Origin of the sequence: Pseudomonas sp. B6(2017), from assembly GCF_002112765.1 — a bacterium.
In the GTDB taxonomy this organism is placed as follows: Bacteria; Pseudomonadota; Gammaproteobacteria; order Pseudomonadales; family Pseudomonadaceae; genus Aquipseudomonas; species Aquipseudomonas piscis.
The window spans coordinates 367,858-383,874 of record NZ_NEIQ01000001.1 but is presented as its reverse complement, the minus strand read 5'-3'; the positions used below and the strand labels follow the sequence as shown (position 1 = coordinate 383,874).

17 protein-coding genes are annotated in these 16,017 nt (G+C 64.7%); 8 read left to right on the top strand and 9 right to left on the bottom strand.

Features of this window, described 5'->3' with window-relative positions:
* Positions 1-154: 154 nt before the first annotated feature.
* The 5 genes from CAG11_RS01855 to CAG11_RS01835 form a co-directional block, all read right to left on the bottom strand.
* Positions 155-1,393 carry a heme biosynthesis protein HemY gene (locus CAG11_RS01855; protein ID WP_053133715.1) on the bottom strand — a complete coding sequence of 413 codons (1,239 nt, stop codon included), beginning with the start codon at positions 1,391-1,393 and terminating at the stop codon, positions 155-157.
* Entirely contained in the window at positions 1,390-2,529 is a 1,140-nt protein-coding gene (locus CAG11_RS01850; protein ID WP_085594269.1) for a uroporphyrinogen-III C-methyltransferase, read from the bottom strand. Before CAG11_RS01850 ends, CAG11_RS01855 begins: the two co-directional genes overlap by 4 nt.
* Positions 2,530-2,546: 17 nt before the next feature.
* Positions 2,547-3,314, bottom strand: coding sequence for a uroporphyrinogen-III synthase (locus CAG11_RS01845; protein WP_085594266.1), 768 nt, complete (start codon positions 3,312-3,314; stop codon positions 2,547-2,549).
* Positions 3,311-4,252, bottom strand: a complete 942-nt coding sequence (hemC, locus tag CAG11_RS01840) for a hydroxymethylbilane synthase (protein ID WP_085594264.1) — start codon at positions 4,250-4,252, stop codon at positions 3,311-3,313. Before hemC ends, CAG11_RS01845 begins: the two co-directional genes overlap by 4 nt.
* Before the next feature lie 126 nt (positions 4,253-4,378).
* Positions 4,379-5,125 carry a LytTR family DNA-binding domain-containing protein gene (locus CAG11_RS01835; protein ID WP_053133708.1) on the bottom strand — a complete coding sequence of 249 codons (747 nt, stop codon included), beginning with the start codon at positions 5,123-5,125 and terminating at the stop codon, positions 4,379-4,381.
* A 611-nt stretch (positions 5,126-5,736) separates the two neighbouring features.
* Between CAG11_RS01835 and argH the strand changes: the two genes are divergently transcribed.
* Positions 5,737-7,131: an argininosuccinate lyase gene (gene argH / locus CAG11_RS01825; protein ID WP_053133705.1), complete on the top strand. Its 1,395-nt coding sequence runs from the start codon at positions 5,737-5,739 to the stop codon at positions 7,129-7,131.
* A 44-nt stretch (positions 7,132-7,175) separates the two neighbouring features.
* Here the strand turns inward: argH and CAG11_RS01820 are convergent, their stop codons facing one another.
* Complete coding sequence (locus tag CAG11_RS01820; protein WP_085594262.1) at positions 7,176-7,817, bottom strand: glutathione S-transferase family protein; 642 nt, start codon at positions 7,815-7,817, stop codon at positions 7,176-7,178.
* A gap of 116 nt (positions 7,818-7,933) precedes the next feature.
* On the opposite strand from CAG11_RS01820, the gene CAG11_RS01815 reads away from it, so the two are divergent.
* From CAG11_RS01815 to CAG11_RS01805, 3 genes are all read left to right on the top strand, one after another.
* Complete coding sequence (locus CAG11_RS01815; protein WP_022641790.1) at positions 7,934-8,218, top strand: hypothetical protein; 285 nt, start codon at positions 7,934-7,936, stop codon at positions 8,216-8,218.
* 192 nt (positions 8,219-8,410) lie between these two features.
* Entirely contained in the window at positions 8,411-8,656 is a 246-nt protein-coding gene (locus CAG11_RS01810; protein WP_085594260.1) for a TIGR02647 family protein, read from the top strand.
* 168 nt (positions 8,657-8,824) lie between these two features.
* Positions 8,825-11,671, top strand: a complete 2,847-nt coding sequence (locus CAG11_RS01805) for a class I adenylate cyclase (protein ID WP_085594258.1) — start codon at positions 8,825-8,827, stop codon at positions 11,669-11,671.
* 7 nt (positions 11,672-11,678) lie between these two features.
* Here CAG11_RS01805 and rnk read toward each other — a convergent pair whose 3' ends face one another.
* From rnk to cyaY, 3 genes are all read right to left on the bottom strand, one after another.
* Positions 11,679-12,092: a nucleoside diphosphate kinase regulator gene (rnk, locus tag CAG11_RS01800; protein ID WP_022641793.1), complete on the bottom strand. Its 414-nt coding sequence runs from the start codon at positions 12,090-12,092 to the stop codon at positions 11,679-11,681.
* A 141-nt stretch (positions 12,093-12,233) separates the two neighbouring features.
* Entirely contained in the window at positions 12,234-12,467 is a 234-nt protein-coding gene (locus tag CAG11_RS01795) for a DUF1289 domain-containing protein (protein WP_085594256.1), read from the bottom strand.
* Between the two features lie 3 nt (positions 12,468-12,470).
* Positions 12,471-12,803: an iron donor protein CyaY gene (cyaY, locus tag CAG11_RS01790; protein WP_053133702.1), complete on the bottom strand. Its 333-nt coding sequence runs from the start codon at positions 12,801-12,803 to the stop codon at positions 12,471-12,473.
* A gap of 227 nt (positions 12,804-13,030) precedes the next feature.
* On the opposite strand from cyaY, the gene CAG11_RS01780 reads away from it, so the two are divergent.
* The 4 genes from CAG11_RS01780 to CAG11_RS01765 are packed head-to-tail and all read left to right on the top strand — an operon-like array spanning position 13,031 to position 16,017.
* Entirely contained in the window at positions 13,031-13,186 is a 156-nt protein-coding gene (locus CAG11_RS01780; protein WP_022641796.1) for a lipoprotein, read from the top strand.
* Positions 13,187-13,195: 9 nt separating this feature from the next.
* Positions 13,196-14,443 carry a diaminopimelate decarboxylase gene (gene lysA, locus CAG11_RS01775; protein ID WP_053133699.1) on the top strand — a complete coding sequence of 416 codons (1,248 nt, stop codon included), beginning with the start codon at positions 13,196-13,198 and terminating at the stop codon, positions 14,441-14,443.
* A gap of 4 nt (positions 14,444-14,447) precedes the next feature.
* A complete protein-coding gene (dapF, locus tag CAG11_RS01770; protein ID WP_022641798.1) occupies positions 14,448-15,278 on the top strand; it encodes a diaminopimelate epimerase in 831 nt (276 codons plus the stop codon).
* A 13-nt stretch (positions 15,279-15,291) separates the two neighbouring features.
* Positions 15,292-16,017 (top strand): DUF484 family protein, encoded by a 726-nt coding sequence (locus CAG11_RS01765; protein WP_022641799.1) that lies wholly within the window; start codon positions 15,292-15,294, stop codon positions 16,015-16,017.

Sequence of the window (16,017 nt, the reverse complement as noted above, 5' to 3'; positions counted from 1 at the left end):
TCCGCAACGGAAGAAACAGGCAGCCACGGTAGAGAAAGCGCTCGCTCCTTTCAAGGAGCCAAGCCATGTCCGCTCGAAGCCCGATCGGCTGTGGCTGGGCAAGCGGAGTGTAAAAAGGCCGGTTGCCCGCGACAGGCAACCGGCCCAGGGTGCGTCAGGCCCGTGCCGGGACTGGCAAGGGAGCGGCCAACAGGCGCTCGTCCAGTAATCCCAGGCCCTCCTGGAACAGCTGGTTGCTGCGCTCGGTATCTCCCAGCTGTGCCAGCAGGCGGGCGAGTTCGGCGCAGGCTTCGGGATTGCGCTCCAGACGCAGGCTGCTCTCCAGGTAATCGCGTGCCTTGCCCCAGAGGCTGTTCTGCAAGCTCAGGCGGCCCAGGGTCAGCAGCAGCCCCGGATCATCCGCATGTTCCTTGAGCCAGTGCTCGGCCGTTTGCAACTGACGCGCAGGGTCGCTGCCACGCACCAGGCCATACAGCCGCGCCAAGTGGCTTTCATACTTGCGCTTGATCGCCGTGCGCAGCGTCTCCTCGGCTTCGGCCCCGGCACCCAGCTGGCGCAACTGTTCGGCATAGGCCAGCACCAGTTGTGGCTCCTGGCGTTGGGCGGCGGTCAATTGCTGCCAGGAGCGGTTGAGCGACTGCAAGGACGTGGCCTGGTCTTCTTCACGGCGCGCGGCCAGTCCCAGGTTCTCGCCCCAGGCGCGGCGCTCCAGCTCCTGCAACTCGCTGGCCGGCAAGGCCTTGCCTTTGCGCAGCTCCGGCAACAGGCGGATCAGCGCCGGCCAGTCGCCACGCTGTTGGTGCAGGCGCTGCAGTTGACGCAAGACCTGGACGCTATGGGGATGGCGCTCATGCATGGCTTGCAGGGTGGTCAGCGCACCTTCGGTGTCGCCCCGGTCGGTCTGCAATTGGGCGTGGCTCAGGGCAACGGCCAATTCAGCCTGGGGCTGGCGGGTGAGCGCCCGCTCCAGCAGGCTATCGCACTCTTCGTAGTGGCCTTGCTCGTTGGCCGCCCGGGCCGCGCCGAGGTAATACAACAGCGGTTGGCGCTCGGCCTCGGCGGCGCGGTGCAGGTGCTTCTGGGCGCTGGCCCAGCGTCCTTCGGCAAGGTCCATCTGGCCTTGCTCGATGGCGATCTGCACCCGGCGGCTGCGATTGCGGCGCGACCAGGGGTTGACCACACCGCCGGAAACCATCACCAGCTCAACCAGCAGCTTGATGCCCCAGATCACCAGCCACACCAACGCCACCAGGGCCAGGGTCGCCCACAAGCTCGATTCATAGCGGAAGTTGCTGTAGGCGATCAGCACGTAGCCCGGGTGTTCGGCGATGGCCAATCCCAGCAGGCCGATCGCGGCGATCAGCAGCAGGACGATCACATAGGCGCGCTTCATGGGCTGGTCTCCCGGGCGGTGTTCGCCGCAGGCTTGGCCAGGGGCTTGACCGACTCCTCGACGCTGAGGCTACGCCGCTCCAGGTAGGCCTGGACCGTGCTCAAAGTCTTGGCCAGGTCCGGGGTGACCACGGTCACCGGCTGCTTGCCCAGTTCGACCAGGCGCTCGAGCATGATCTTGCTCTGCGGATTGTCCTGGTTGAAGTTGCCGGTCAGCACGTCACGAGCTTCGCTCAGGGCCTGGGTATAGACCGCCGCCTGGCCGTTGAGCGCCGCCCATTGCGCCTGCTCCAGCGCCAGGCTGAGGGCCAGGCGTACCTGGGTCAGGCCCTGGCCGGCCAGCAGCGGACGGATGTTCTTGTCGGCATTGAAATCGATGCGGAAGTAGCGGGAAACCTGGTCCCACCACTGCGCCCAACGACTGGCGCCGTCGCCGTCGGCGGTCAGTCCCAGCAGCGAATCGCCCCGGTCCTTGTATTCCGGCGCCACGGCGCTGAGTTCCAGTACCTGGTCACGCAGGGCGCCCAATTGCAGGAACAGGCCCGTACGATCCGGCTGCTCGGTGCTGCGCAAGGCTGCCAGGCTCTTGGCCAGTTGCTCGCGAGCAGCGAAGGCGCCCGGGTCGTTCTGCTCGCGCAGGATATCGTCGGCACCCTGGACCAGGGCCTGGGCACTGCTGATGTCCTGCAGGGCCGACAAGCGCAGGCTGGCCAGGCGCAACAGGTGCTCGGCCTCGGCCAGGCGCCAGTCCTTGCGGCTGGCGCCGAGCACTGTCTCCAGGCGCTGGCTCAGGCGCTGCTGGTCGCCTTGCAATTGCGTTACCAGGCGGCGGCGGTCTTCCAGCTCATCGGCCGCAGGCAGTTGTTCCAGTCGCGAGCTCAGGCGCTGCTCACTGAGCTTGAAGCTCTGGGCCTGGTCGCCCAGTGCCTGCAATTGGCTCAACTGTTGTTGGTTGTTGGTCTGCAGGTTGCGCACCTGCCAGACTCCCCAGCCACCAACAGCGACCCCCGCCGCCCCCAGCAGCAGGGCCAGTATCGCCAACCCGTTGCCACGACGCTCAACGGTTGGGGTCGTGGGTTGCGCCGGCGTCTCGGGCACCGGCTGGAGTTCATCTTTAGGCAAGGCTGTTTCGCTCACGTATCCATCCTTTGCGTTTAGAGAACGGGCACGGGATGCTCCCGTAACGCCGTTAGCAAAGCCGCGGCACTGGCGCCGCGGCAATCCACAACTATTTCCGCCCCGGCGGCGCGCGCCATCTCGGCGACCCGAGGGCTTGGAACAAACAACGGCATCTTCGCCAACTGCGGCCAGGCCTGGCCGGCCAATTGCTGCAGGTGACTGAAACCCTGTCCACTGCTGACCACCAGCCCGTTCAAGCGTTCCCCCTGGATCCGCCGTAGCAGCACATCCTCGGCATAGTGCGGCAGGCAACGGCGGTAGAGTTCCAGATAATCGACACTAGCACCTTGACTGCGCAAGCGCTCGGAGAGCAATTCGCGACCACCCTCGCCCCGCACGATCAACACCCTGGGCTCTGGCTGGCCGATAGCCTCGCGCAACTGGGGAAGTTCAAGCAAGGCCTCGCTGTCGTCACCGGCCTGGGGATAGAACACCGGCAGCCCGGCATCCGCGAGGATCTGGCCGGTACCGGCCCCCACGCAGAACCAGCCCTGGGCCGGAGGCTGCGGCCAATACTGGCGCAGCAGCTCAAGACCGAGGTTGGCTGCCGGCTTGCTGACCACGATCACCGCGCAGTAACGATCCAGCTCGAGCAGGATCGAACGCTGTGCCTGAGTCACGGGCAGGGGCTGGATGTCCAGCAACGGCAGGCTGGCGCTGGCCACTCCGGCCTCGGCCAAGATCGCCGCCAGTGCAGCGCAATCCTCGGCCGGCCGGGTCAGCAGCAGGCGCCAACCGGTCACTCCTGGCCCGCCTCGCCATAGACCGCGCGCAGGATATCGCCAGCGCCCTGGGCCAGCAGGTCGTCAGCCACTTGCACACCCAACTCGGCCGCACTGGCCCGCGGAGCCCGGGCCTCGGCGCTGAGCAACACACCACCGCTGGGCTCGCCAACCAGGCCACGCAGCCAGAGCTGGTCGCCTTCGAGCACGGCGTAGCAGGCGATCGGCACCTGGCAGCCACCATTCAAGTGCTTGTTCAACGCCCGCTCGGCGGTCACCCGGCTGGCGGTGTCGGCATGGTGCAGGGGCGCCAGCAGCGCATGGATCTCGCTGTCGGCGCTACGGCACTCGATACCGACCGCGCCCTGGCCACCGGCGGGCAGGCTGTCTTCGACGCTGATGGAGGAACGGATGCGGTCTTCGAAGCCCAGGCGGATCAGGCCCGCAGCGGCCAGGATGATCGCGTCGTACTCGCCGGCATCCAGCTTGGCCAGGCGGGTATTGACGTTGCCCCGCAGGAAGCGGATCTGCAGGTCAGGGCGACGGGCCAGCAACTGGGCCTGGCGGCGCAGGCTAGAGGTGCCGACCACGCTGCCGGCCGGCAGCTGCTCGAGGCTGGCGTAGGTATTGGAGACGAATGCATCGCGCGGGTCTTCACGTTCGCAGATGCAGAACAGGCCCAGGCCTTCGGGAAAGTCCATGGGCACGTCTTTCATCGAGTGCACGGCGATATCGGCCTGGTTCTCCAGCAGGGCGGCCTCCAGCTCCTTGACGAACAGGCCCTTGCCGCCGATTTTCGACAGTGGCGAGTCCAGCAGCTTGTCGCCACGGCTGACCATGGGCACCAGGGTCACGACAAGACCTGGATGGGCCTCCTGCAGGCGGGCTTTGACGTATTCGGCCTGCCACAAGGCCAAGGCACTTTTGCGGGTAGCGATGCGGATTTCGCGAGAGGACATGGATCAATCCGTACTGAATAAATACGGCAGATGATAACAGCTCAGCCAAAGCAGCTTTGACTTGTATCAGGAACCTGGTGCCCTCTCGCTGCCAAGCTTCCTTGCTGGCAGGCTCCGTCCAGCGCCCTAGAGCTGTTGCATCATCTTGCGCACGCCAGCCACATGCCGCCGGCTGACGATCAGCGCGTCACCATTGAGCCCCTTGAGGTACAGCTGGAAGTGCCCCAAGGGCGTTCGTTGCAAGCGTTCGATACGCTCGCGGGCCACCAGGGCATTGCGGTGGATACGCACGAAGCGCTCGCCGAACTCGTCTTCAAGGGCCTTGAGCGGTTCATCCAGCAACACTTCGCCGCTCTCGTGGCGCAAGGTCACGTACTTGTGGTCAGCAATGAAATACACCACCTGGCCCAGGGGAATCAGCTCGATGCCCTTGCGGGTACGGGCACTGATATGGCTTCGCGGGCCGCTGCCGGTTTCCGCCGCAGGCCGGGTCAGGGCAGCCAGCTGCACGCGGGTGGGTTTCTCGGCCTTCTTCAACGCTTCCAGCAACAGCTCGGGGCGCACCGGCTTGACCAGGTGGACCACGCTGCTGTCATTGAAAGCCTCGAGGGCGAATTCATCCGGAGCCGCGCAGAACACCAGCGCCGGAGGCGTTTCGCGCTCGCACAACTTGCCGGCGACCTGCAGGCCGTCCAGGCCTGGCATCCGCACATCGAGCAGGACGATATCCGGCTTCAGGCTGTCGATCAGGCTCAATGCCTCTTCGCCATTGGTGGCGCTGGGCTCCAGGACACTGTATCCCTCGAGCTCGCCGACCATACGGCTCAGGCGCTCGCGGGCTTGGGGTTCGTCATCAACGATCAGGACATTCATATTGCGCTGGATTCCTGCGTGAGTCTCGCACAAGGATAGCGTAGACAGGTGGAGTGACGTCCGTCACGGCGATCCACGCTAAGACTAGTGCGAAGGCCAAAAAGTGCCGCAAGTCGGGCACCAATATTTACCCGTACCTGCCCGATGCCGCGTCGGGCCGCTGGATGCGCGACAAGGTCGCAGGGAATGCTGGAACTCAACACTAAGCCCCCCTCGTTTGTGGCCGGCGCCCAACCTGGCCGCACTCGTCTCGTTTAGTGGACGGGTTGCATGGCCCTGCGCGGTTATGAACTCGATGGCCGGCCCACCGCAGCGCCCCACAGGGATGCCAGACGGTTGCGCCGTGCCTCTTGTCCAACTGTAGACGGTTGCCAAGACGATATTGCTCAATCGATAAATATCGTTTGATCGATATCACCTTCGGCACTCAGGCAACCGACCTCGTCCAGGCGCGCCGGTTCCAGTCTCCGCGCCGCCCGGGCCGGCGGCAAGCGGTCCCGGGGTCGCAGGTAAAAAGCTGCCGACCAGTGCCAGCGACAGCCCGGGCAACCCTGCTATCATCGGCGCCTGTTTTTTATGCCATCTTCCTTCAGCAGATCACGAGCGAATTCATGAGCACTGACAAGACCAATCAGTCCTGGGGCGGCCGCTTCAGTGAACCCGTCGACGCCTTCGTCGCCCGCTTCACCGCCTCTGTCAATTTCGACCAGCGCCTGTATCGCCACGACATCATGGGCTCGATCGCCCACGCCACGATGCTGGCCAAGGTCGGCGTGCTCACCGACGCCGAGCGCGACAGCATCATCGACGGGCTGAAGACCATCCAGGGCGAGATCGAGGCCGGCAGCTTCGACTGGCGCGTGGACCTGGAAGACGTGCACATGAACATCGAGGCGCGCCTGACCGACCGCATCGGCATCACCGGCAAGAAGCTGCACACCGGCCGTAGCCGCAACGACCAGGTGGCCACCGATATCCGCCTGTGGCTGCGCGACGAGATCGACCTGATCCTGGGCGAGATCACCCGCCTGCAGAAAGGCCTGCTGGAGCTGGCCGAGCGCGAAGCCGACAGCATCATGCCCGGCTTCACCCACCTGCAGACCGCCCAGCCGGTGACCTTCGGCCACCACATGCTGGCCTGGTTCGAAATGCTCAGCCGTGACTACGAGCGCCTGGTGGACTGCCGCAAGCGCACCAACCGCATGCCCCTGGGCAGCGCCGCGCTGGCTGGCACCACCTACCCGATCGATCGCGAGCTGACCTGCCAGTTGCTGGGCTTCGAGGCCGTGGGCGGCAACTCCCTGGACAGCGTGTCGGACCGTGACTTCGCCATCGAATTCTGCGCCGCCGCCAGCGTGGCGATGATGCACCTGTCGCGCTTCTCCGAGGAGCTGGTGTTGTGGACCAGCGCCCAGTTCCAGTTCATCGACCTGCCCGATCGCTTCTGCACCGGCAGCTCGATCATGCCGCAGAAGAAGAACCCCGACGTGCCGGAACTGGTGCGTGGCAAGAGCGGCCGGGTGTTCGGCGCGCTGATGGGCCTGCTGACCCTGATGAAGGGCCAGCCACTGGCCTACAACAAGGACAACCAGGAAGACAAGGAACCGCTGTTCGACGCCGCCGACACCCTGCGCGACTCGCTGCGGGCCTTCGCCGACATGATCCCGGCCATCAAGCCCAAGCACGCCATCATGCGCGAAGCGGCGCTGCGTGGTTTCTCCACCGCCACCGACCTCGCCGACTACCTGGTGCGTCGTGGTCTGCCGTTCCGTGACTGCCACGAAATCGTCGGCCATGCGGTGAAATACGGCGTGGACACCGGCAAGGACCTGGCCGAGATGAGCCTGGAGGAACTGCGCCAGTTCAGCGACCAGATCGACCAGGACGTGTTCGCCGTGCTGACCCTGGAAGGCTCGGTCAACGCCCGCAACCACATCGGCGGTACCGCACCGGCCCAGGTCCGCGCCGCCGTGGCTCGCGGCCAGGCCCTGCTGGGCAGCCGCTAAGCCCCACCCGTGCCGCCCTGGACAGCGCCCGGGCGGGCACGCCTTCAGCCTCTTCGCGCGGTCATCAGCGCAGCCTTGTCGGCGGCGATGCGCCGGGCGTGGGGGCGTTGCTCCAGGCGCTGCAACAGCGCCCTGGCCTCGGGCATCCGGGCCAGAAAATCGATCCCGAACAGCTTGTCCCCAACCACCAGGGCAAGGTTCACGCTGTACTGGAAATACAGATCGGCGACGCTCAAGTCGCTGCCCGCCACGTAAGGATCGAACCGGGCATGGCGCTGTAACGCGGCGAACCCCTGCAGCAGCTCGATCCCGGCCTTCTCCTTGATCGCCTCGGGCACGTTCACGCCAAAGAACGCTTCGGGAAAACAGGCGCGGGCCGGCAACTCGATGTACAGCTCGATTTCCCGGGCCAGCGAAAGCACCCTGGCCCGCTCGAAAGGCTCTTTCGGCACCAGCGCAGGTTCGGGCCGGACCTGCTCCAGGTAATCGAGGATAACGCTGGTCTCGCTGATGAAACCCTGCTCCACCTCCAGCACCGGCACCTTGCCCCGGGGGCTGATGGCCAGGGCCTCGGGACTCTGTCCGGCGTAGAACAGCACCTCTTCGAAGGGCAGGCCCTTTTCCAGCAGCGCCAACTTGACCATGTTGTAGTAGTTGCTGATGGCGAACCCATAAAGCTTGAACATTCCATTGCCTCCAGGCCGCGCGGTGTCGGCTGTTTCATAGAAGCTTAACCCTCCGGCCGCCAAGCACCCGGCCCCGGAATCCGGGTAGACTGGCGCCTTTCCTTGAGGAGCCTGCCATGAGCGAGCCAACCGATATCGACAACGACGAAGAAGAGTTCGCCGAAAACACCCTGATCGAGGCGATCGAGAACCAGATCGCCAGCGACAACCCGCCAGCGGCCAAGGCCACGTTCAACAAGCTGACCCTGGTGGGCTACGAGCGGGAAGAAATCCTCAACCTGATGGCCCATGTCCTGGCGATCGAGATCGATGCAATCCTCGAAGAAGACCGCCCCTTCGACACCCAGTGGTACGAAACCGCCCTGCGGGCCCTGCCGCAGCTGCCTCCCGAGAAGCAGTGACCCTCGCTTGCCGGGGCGCCACCTCATGCGGTGCCCCACCAACCCTCCAGCCGCTGGCTACACTGCAACCACCCTGCGGCCAAACACCGCTGTCCCGGGCCGCAAAAGAACTCAGCGAACGCTGGACACACCGCCGCCGTGCGGTCACCTTAAGAACGCTGACCTTTCATTCCTAGAAAGTCTGGAGTCCTTATGTCGTATACCCCTGAGTTGGTTGCCGAACTGGAAATCCTCGCACTGTTCAACCTGGACAACTCCCAGGAAGGCCTGAAGATCCATCAGACCGCCGCCCCTTCCGCCATCGCTGCCGCCCAGCGCCTGTACACCAAGGAGCTGATCACCCAGCCCGATGGCGGCTACCTCACCAGCCTTGGCCGCGACGCCGCCGAGCATGCCCAGGGCCTGCTGACCATCCTCACCGTCGCTGAAACCGCCTGAAGTCTTCCCGGGCCTGCGGAGCTCCCGTCTGTCGGGATTCCGTAGGCCGTCTCGCGCCAATGCGTTAGAAATCCGGCGTCAAAAAATAAAATCAGCTTAAGGCTCAGCCCCATCTGCCGGTAAACTGTCCCCGACCCTGAACCTCGCCACGTTCGAGCCCCGCTTGAAATGCCCCATACCCATGAAATCCGTCCCGACCTGGATGAAGGAATCGACCGCAAGGTTCTCAGCCAACTTCGCGCGCGCTTTCTGACCCTCAACGAAGGACGCATGGCCCGGGCGATGGAGGGGCTGTCGGCGCGCCAGCAACTGGTCCTCAACCTGCTGCCGCTGTTCTTCCACGTCAATCACCCGCTGCTGCCCGGCTACGTCTCCGGGGCGACGCCAGCGGGCTTGTCCAACTACGAACCCGATCCCCAGGTACTGGCCGAAGCCCAGCGCCTGACTCGCTCCTTTTCCTACAAGGCCCGCCACGGCAACCCGCCGCGACCGATCCATGGACTGTTCCTGATGGGCAGCCTGGGCACCCTGGCCCAGGCCGACCAGAGCGACATGGACGTCTGGGTCTGCCATGCCCCGGACCTGGACGAGAACGAACTGGCCGAACTACAGAAGAAGTGCCAACTGCTGGAGGCCTGGGCCGAAGGCCAGGGCGCCGAAGCGCATTTCTTCCTCATCGACCCGAGCCGCTTCGTCCGCGGCGAACGCGACACCCAGCTGAGCTCGGACGACTGCGGTACCACCCAGCACTACCTGCTGCTGGACGAGTTCTATCGCACCGCCATCTGGCTCGCCGGACGTACGCCGCTCTGGTGGCTGGTACCGGTGTACGAGGAATCGCGCTACGAGCAGTACACCCATACGCTGTTGTCCAAGCGCTTCGTGCCCGCCGAGGAAAACCTCGATCTGGGGCACATGGCGCGCATTCCCCCGGGGGAATTCATCGGCGCGGGGCTCTGGCAATTGTTCAAGGGCATCGAGTCGCCCTACAAGTCGGTGCTCAAGCTGCTGCTGATCGAGGTCTACGCCAGCGAGCACCCTCGGGTCCAGTGCCTGAGCCTGCGCTTCAAGCAGGCGGTGTTCGCCAACCGCCTGGACCTGGATGAGCTGGACCCCTACATCGTGGTCTACCGGCGTATCGAGGAATACCTCAAGGCCCGCGGCGAACCCGAGCGCCTGGAGCTGGTGCGCCGCAGCCTGTATCTCAAGGTCAACCGCAAGCTGACTACTGGCAACGGCGCCCGCAATACGAGCTGGCAGCGGGCACTGCTGGAGCGCCTGGCCGAGGAATGGGGATGGGACCAGCGCCAGCTGGCCCTGCTCGACAGCCGCAGCCAGTGGAAGGTGCGCCAGGTCGGCGCCGAGCGGCGCTCCCTGGTCAACGAACTGAACTACAGCTATCGCTTCCTGACCCAGTTCGCCCGCACCGAACAGGCCGCCAGCCTGATCAACAAGCGCGACCTGAACGTGCTGGGACGGCGCCTGTACGCGGCCTTCGAACGCAAGGCCGGAAAAATCGAATTCATCAACCCGGGCATCGCCCCGGACCTGGCCGAAGACACCCTGACCCTGGTGCAGTCGCCGAACCGCAAGGAGCCCGGCCAGACCCACTGGGGCCTGTACAACGGCAACCTGACGGCCCTGGAGTGGGAACACTTCGCGCCGATCAAGCGCAGTCGCGAGCTGGTGGAGTTGCTCACCTGGTGCCATCGCAACGGCGTCATCGACAGCAGCACCCGCCTGGCCCTGCACCCCGGCAGCAGCGACCTCAGCGAGTTCGAGCTGTTCAACCTGCTGGGCAGCCTGCAACAGACCGTGGCCCTGCCGCTGAACACTGTCAGCGAGGACCAGTTGCTGCATGCCAGCGTCCCCAGCGAGGTGCTGGTGCTGGTGAACGTCGCAGTGGACCCGCTCAAGCACCATCGCGAGCTGAACATCCACATGACCACCGAGCGCACCGACTCACTGAGCTATGCCGGGGTGCGCGAGAACCTGGTGCTGACCCTGGACCAGGTCACACTCAACAGCTGGAACGAAGTCATGGTGGGCCGCCACGATGGCGAACATGCGCTGCTCGAGTGCCTGCGCGACTACCTCAACAACCTGCCGTCGGGGCCTCAGCCACGGTTGCGGGTCCGCTGTTTCTGCCACAACCGCGCGCAGTTCATCGCACGCCGGGTGGAGGAACTGTTCGAGACCGCGCAAGACCTGCTGCTCAGCCAACTCAACTACCGCTACCTGATCCAGGTGCAGCAGCACTATCACGTCCTCGAACTGCTGCCTGGGCAAGTCCGGCACCGGGCCATGGCCACCCCCGCGGCGCTGCTGGAGTACCTGGGGCAGGAGCAAACCCGCTACAGCCCGCTGCACCTGGACCCCATGGCCCTGGAGGAGCACGACCTGGCGCTGGTCCTGCCCATGGGCCAGCCGGACTGCATCCAGGTGTTCTACCGGATCGTCGAGAACCAGGCCGAGCTGTATGTCCTGGATGAGCACAACGCCCTGTGGCAGCAGACCCTGCCCTACCACGACGAACAGAGCTTGCTGGTGCCACTGCAGCGTTTCTTGCAATCGATCCTCTACCGCCGCGAGGCCCTGTTGCCCATGGACAACAGCCCCGGCGAGAAACCACTGGATACACTCTATTTCCAGATATTGCCGTCAGGCACGGGCAGGGCGCGCCGGGTAGAGGCTCGCCCCGCCCCGCTGACCCCGATCGACAAGGGGTTCTACGACGTGCAGGCGATCATCGGCAAGGCCGCACCGGGGCAGGTGCAAGTCTCGCTGTACTGCAATCAACGGGAGTTTTCCGAACTGGAATATGGCGACCAGCTGTTCAGTGCGGTGGTCCAGGAAATCGTCGAGCAACGACGCGAACCGGAACGCTACCGCTGCTACATCACCGACCTGGACCTGTCCGGCCTGCTCGGTGATGGGCAAAGCTCGAGCATTCTCTACCTGCGTTACAAGGCCAGCCTGGAGCGGGCCCTGAACGAGGCGCTGGAGCAGGTCTAGGCGGGTATCAGAGGTGGAAGTCGCCTGCGGCTTCCGGCTGGTATTCGACTTCCAGCAAGGTCAGCTTCAGGGTCTTGCCGCCCGGGGCCGGCCAGTCGATGTATTGACCGACCTGCAAACCCAGCAGCGCACTGCCCACCGGCGCCAGGATGGAGATCTTGCCTTCGTCGGCATTGGCATCCTGTGGATAGACCAGGGTCAGGTGATAGTCCTTGCCACTGCTTTCTTCACGGCAGTGCACTCGCGAGTTCATGGTGACGACACCGGCCGGAACCTCATCGTGACCCACCAGCGTTTCGGCGCGATCCAGCTCGGCTTGCAAGGCAATGACGCCTGGCAGCGAGTCGTCCAGACTATCGATCAGGCGCTCCAGACGCTGTACGTCAAGGCGGGTAAGGATGATGGATGGTGCAGTACTCATGATCCTGGCTGACTCCTGTTTTTTCTGCACAAAAAAGCAAAACCCCGCCAAATAAGACGGGGTTCTCACCGGCCTCGAGGTAGCGAGGCGAAGTCGGACACTATCACAGCATTCGCAATAAACAAACCGTGCGGATATACGCTACAGGTCCCCCGGTGCAGCGGCCTGTTTGCGCTGCAGTGCCTGGGCGCAGATCACCCGGCGACGCTCATCGTCGGCCGAGCGCCATTCGCGGATGTCCTCCACATGCCGGAAACAGCCGCGACAGACCTTTTCCTCATCGAGGCGGCACAGGCTGATGCACGGCGAACCCACGGCGGGGCTGACGTTGCTGTAGAGCGGCTTGGGCGGACGAACCGCAGGGCCCTGGCTCACGACTCAGAGCCCGTCGAACTCGAGCTTGATGTCGGCCTGCTCGAAGACGATGCGCTCGAGCATCTCGCCCAGTTGCTCGGCACTCTTGTCGCACACCCAGCGTTCGCTTTCTTCGTCGTAGTCGAAGTGGAAACCACCGGAGCGCGCGGCCAGCCATAACTGGCGCAGGGGCTCCTGGCGACTGAAGATCACCTGGCTGGCGTTGTCGAACTTGACGGTGAGCACGCCGGCCGAGCTTTCCAGGTCGATGTCCAGGTCGCTCTCATCGAAAATATCCTCCAGCGCCTGCTGGGTGGCGTCCACCAGGTCGTGGAAACGGGCTTCGGTCAAACTCATTGCGGGAACCTCGAAAAGTGTCTAGTCACGCTCAAGCGCCGCAAGATACGGGCGCCTCCCGGTGAATGCAAAGGATACAGAACCTGCAGCCACCCGGGGCGACCAATCCTCCGGCAGGCCCCGCAGCCGTTGACGAAGGCTCCCCCGGCGGGTTTTGCCTTGCATAGGCAAGCTGCCGGGTGGCCGGTATACTCGGGCGCAATTTACGCATTCTCAAGGATTTCGCCATGAAGCGCCTGATCTCCGCCCTTGCTGCGCTCGTCGCGGTTGCCTGCCTTGTAACCGCCTGCGGCCAGAAAGGCCCGCTGTACCTGCCTGACGACAGCAAATCCCCTGAAGAGCAGTCCAAGGCGCACAAGCACGACACCTACGACACCTACTAAGGGCCCGCCATGGACGCTTTCAACTACCGCGACGGCGAGCTGTTCGCGGAAGGCGTAGCCCTGTCCGCCATTGCCGAGCGTTTCGGTACGCCCACCTACGTCTATTCCCGGGCGCATATCGAAGCCCAGTACCAGGCCTATGCCGACGCTCTTGCCGGCATGCCGCACCTGGTCTGCTTCGCGGTGAAAGCCAACTCCAACCTGGGTGTGCTCAATGTCCTGGCGCGCCTGGGCGCCGGCTTCGACATCGTCTCCGGTGGCGAACTGGAACGAGTGCTGGCTGCCGGCGGCCAGGCCGACAAGGTCGTCTTTTCCGGCGTCGGCAAGACCCGTGATGACATGCGCCGCGCCCTGGAAGTGGGCGTCCACTGCTTCAACGTCGAATCCGCCGAGGAACTGGAGCGCCTGCAACAGGTGGCCGCCGAGCTGGGCGTGCGCGCCCCGGTGTCGCTGCGGGTCAACCCCGATGTCGATGCCGGCACCCATCCGTACATTTCCACCGGCCTCAAGGAAAACAAGTTCGGCATCGCCATCGCCGCCGCCGAGGATGTGTACATCCGCGCGGCACAGCTGCCCAACCTGGAGATCGTCGGGGTCGACTGCCACATCGGTTCGCAACTGACCACCCTGGCGCCCTTCATCGATGCCCTGGACCGCCTGCTGGACCTGGTGGATCGCCTCGCCGAATGCGGTATCTACCTGCGCCACATCGACCTCGGTGGCGGCCTGGGCGTGCGTTATCGCGACGAAGAGCCGCCGTTGGCCGCCGATTACGTCAAGGCGGTACGCGAGCGCCTGGCCGGGCGCGACCTGGCCCTGGTGTTCGAGCCGGGCCGCTTCATCGTCGCCAACGCCGGCGTGCTGCTGACCCGCGTGGAATACCTCAAGCACACCGAACACAAGGACTTCGCCATCGTCGACGGCGCCATGAACGACCTGATCCGCCCGGCGCTGTACCAGGCCTGGATGGATGTCAGCGCCGTCCGGCCCCGGGATGCCGAACCCCGTACCTACGACATCGTCGGCCCGATCTGCGAAACCGGCGATTTCCTCGCCAAGGAACGTTCGCTGGCCCTGGCCGAAGGTGACCTGCTGGCCGTGCATTCCGCCGGCGCCTATGGTTTCGTCATGAGCTCTAACTACAACACCCGCGGCCGTGCCGCCGAAGTACTGGTCGATGGCGACCAGGCTGTGCAAGTGCGTCGCCGCGAAACGGTGGCCGAGTTATTCGCTGGCGAAAGCCTGCTGCCGGAGTAAGACCATGCTGCTGCGTTTTACCAAGATGCACGGCCTGGGCAATGACTTCATGGTTCTCGACCTGGTCAGCCAGCACGCGCACATCCAACCCAAGCACGCCAAGCAATGGGGGGATCGCAATACCGGGATCGGTTTCGACCAGTTGTTGATCGTCGAGGCCCCGACCAACCCGGATGTGGATTTCCGCTATCGGATCTTCAATTCCGATGGTTCCGAGGTGGAGCAATGCGGCAACGGTGCGCGCTGCTTCGCCCGGTTCGTACTGGACAAGCGCCTGACCACCAAGCGCCGGATCCGCGTGGAGACCAAGAGCGGCGTGATCGAGCTCGACGTGCGCAACGACGGCCAGATCAGCGTCGACATGGGCCCGCCACGCCTGGTGCCGGCCGATATCCCGTTCCAGGCGCCAGCCCAGGCCACCAGCTATGCCCTGGAGGTCGACGGACGCCAGGTCGAGCTGGCCGCCGTCTCCATGGGCAACCCCCATGCGGTGCTGCGGGTCGATGACATCAACAGCGCACCGGTCCACGAGCTGGGCCCGAAGATCGAGCACCACCCGCGCTTCCCGGCCCGGGTCAATGTCGGTTTTCTCCAGGTCCTGGATCGCCAGCGCGCGCAATTGCGGGTGTGGGAACGTGGCGCCGGGGAAACCCAGGCCTGCGGGACCGGCGCCTGCGCAGCCGCAGTGGCCGCGATCAGCCAGGGGTGGATGGATTCGCCGCTATTGATCGACCTGCCGGGCGGACGCCTGTCCATCGAATGGGCAGGCCCTGGCCAACCGGTGCTGATGACCGGCCCGGCAGTACGCGTATACGAAGGACAGGTGCGTCTATGAGTGAGCGAAATCCATGACCGACCAGCCGCAGGTTCCCAGCACCACGCCCGACGAATCCCCCGCGCAGAACCTGGAAGCGGCGGCCGTCGCCGCCTACCTGGAGGCGCACCCGGACTTCTTCGTCGCCCACGAAGAACTGCTTCCGGCCTTGCGCATTCCCCACCAGCGCGGCGATACCGTCTCGCTGGTGGAGCGGCAGATGAAGATCCTGCGCGAGCGCAACATCGAGATGCGCCATCGCCTGTCGCAACTGATGGACGTGGCCCGGGACAACGACCGGCTATTCGACAAGACCCGGCGCCTGATCCTCGCGCTGCTGGACGCCACCAGCCTGGAAGAAGTGGTGATGAGCGTCGAGGACAGCCTGCGCCAGGAGTTCCAGGTACCTTTCGTCAGCCTGATCCTGTTCAGCGACAACCCCATGCCGGTGGGCCGCTGGGTATCGGCAGCCGAGGCCCAGGGTGCCATCGGCGGCTTGTTGTCCGAAGGCAAGAGCGTCAGCGGCAGCCTGCGCGAGCATGAGCTGGACTTCCTGTTCGGCGAAGAACAGCGCAAGCAGATCGGCTCCACTGCAGTGGTGGCCCTGGCGCACCAGGGCATGCACGGCGTACTGGCCATCGCCAGCCGCGATCCACAGCACTACAAGAGTTCGGTGGGCACCCTGTTCCTCAACTACATCGCCGAAGTCACCGGCCGCGTGCTGCCGCGCTTCACCCACTCCCTGCGCTCGGTCCGCTGA

What these genes read in the sequence shown, in the direction of transcription:
- cyaY (WP_053133702.1), bottom strand. Translation starts at nt 12,803, where the DNA reads ATGAGTTTGACCGAAGCCCGTTTCCACGACCTGGTGGACGCCACCCAG.
- CAG11_RS01815 (WP_022641790.1), top strand. Translation starts at nt 7,934, where the DNA reads ATGAGCGAGCCAACCGATATCGACAACGACGAAGAAGAGTTCGCCGAA.
- hemC (WP_085594264.1), bottom strand. Translation starts at nt 4,252, where the DNA reads ATGTCCTCTCGCGAAATCCGCATCGCTACCCGCAAAAGTGCCTTGGCC.
- CAG11_RS01820 (WP_085594262.1), bottom strand. Translation starts at nt 7,817, where the DNA reads ATGTTCAAGCTTTATGGGTTCGCCATCAGCAACTACTACAACATGGTC.
- CAG11_RS01805 (WP_085594258.1), top strand. Translation starts at nt 8,825, where the DNA reads ATGCCCCATACCCATGAAATCCGTCCCGACCTGGATGAAGGAATCGAC.
- dapF (WP_022641798.1), top strand. Translation starts at nt 14,448, where the DNA reads ATGCTGCTGCGTTTTACCAAGATGCACGGCCTGGGCAATGACTTCATG.
- CAG11_RS01780 (WP_022641796.1), top strand. Translation starts at nt 13,031, where the DNA reads ATGAAGCGCCTGATCTCCGCCCTTGCTGCGCTCGTCGCGGTTGCCTGC.
- lysA (WP_053133699.1), top strand. Translation starts at nt 13,196, where the DNA reads ATGGACGCTTTCAACTACCGCGACGGCGAGCTGTTCGCGGAAGGCGTA.
- CAG11_RS01855 (WP_053133715.1), bottom strand. Translation starts at nt 1,393, where the DNA reads ATGAAGCGCGCCTATGTGATCGTCCTGCTGCTGATCGCCGCGATCGGC.
- CAG11_RS01765 (WP_022641799.1), top strand. Translation starts at nt 15,292, where the DNA reads ATGACCGACCAGCCGCAGGTTCCCAGCACCACGCCCGACGAATCCCCC.
- CAG11_RS01835 (WP_053133708.1), bottom strand. Translation starts at nt 5,125, where the DNA reads ATGAATGTCCTGATCGTTGATGACGAACCCCAAGCCCGCGAGCGCCTG.
- CAG11_RS01810 (WP_085594260.1), top strand. Translation starts at nt 8,411, where the DNA reads ATGTCGTATACCCCTGAGTTGGTTGCCGAACTGGAAATCCTCGCACTG.
- rnk (WP_022641793.1), bottom strand. Translation starts at nt 12,092, where the DNA reads ATGAGTACTGCACCATCCATCATCCTTACCCGCCTTGACGTACAGCGT.
- argH (WP_053133705.1), top strand. Translation starts at nt 5,737, where the DNA reads ATGAGCACTGACAAGACCAATCAGTCCTGGGGCGGCCGCTTCAGTGAA.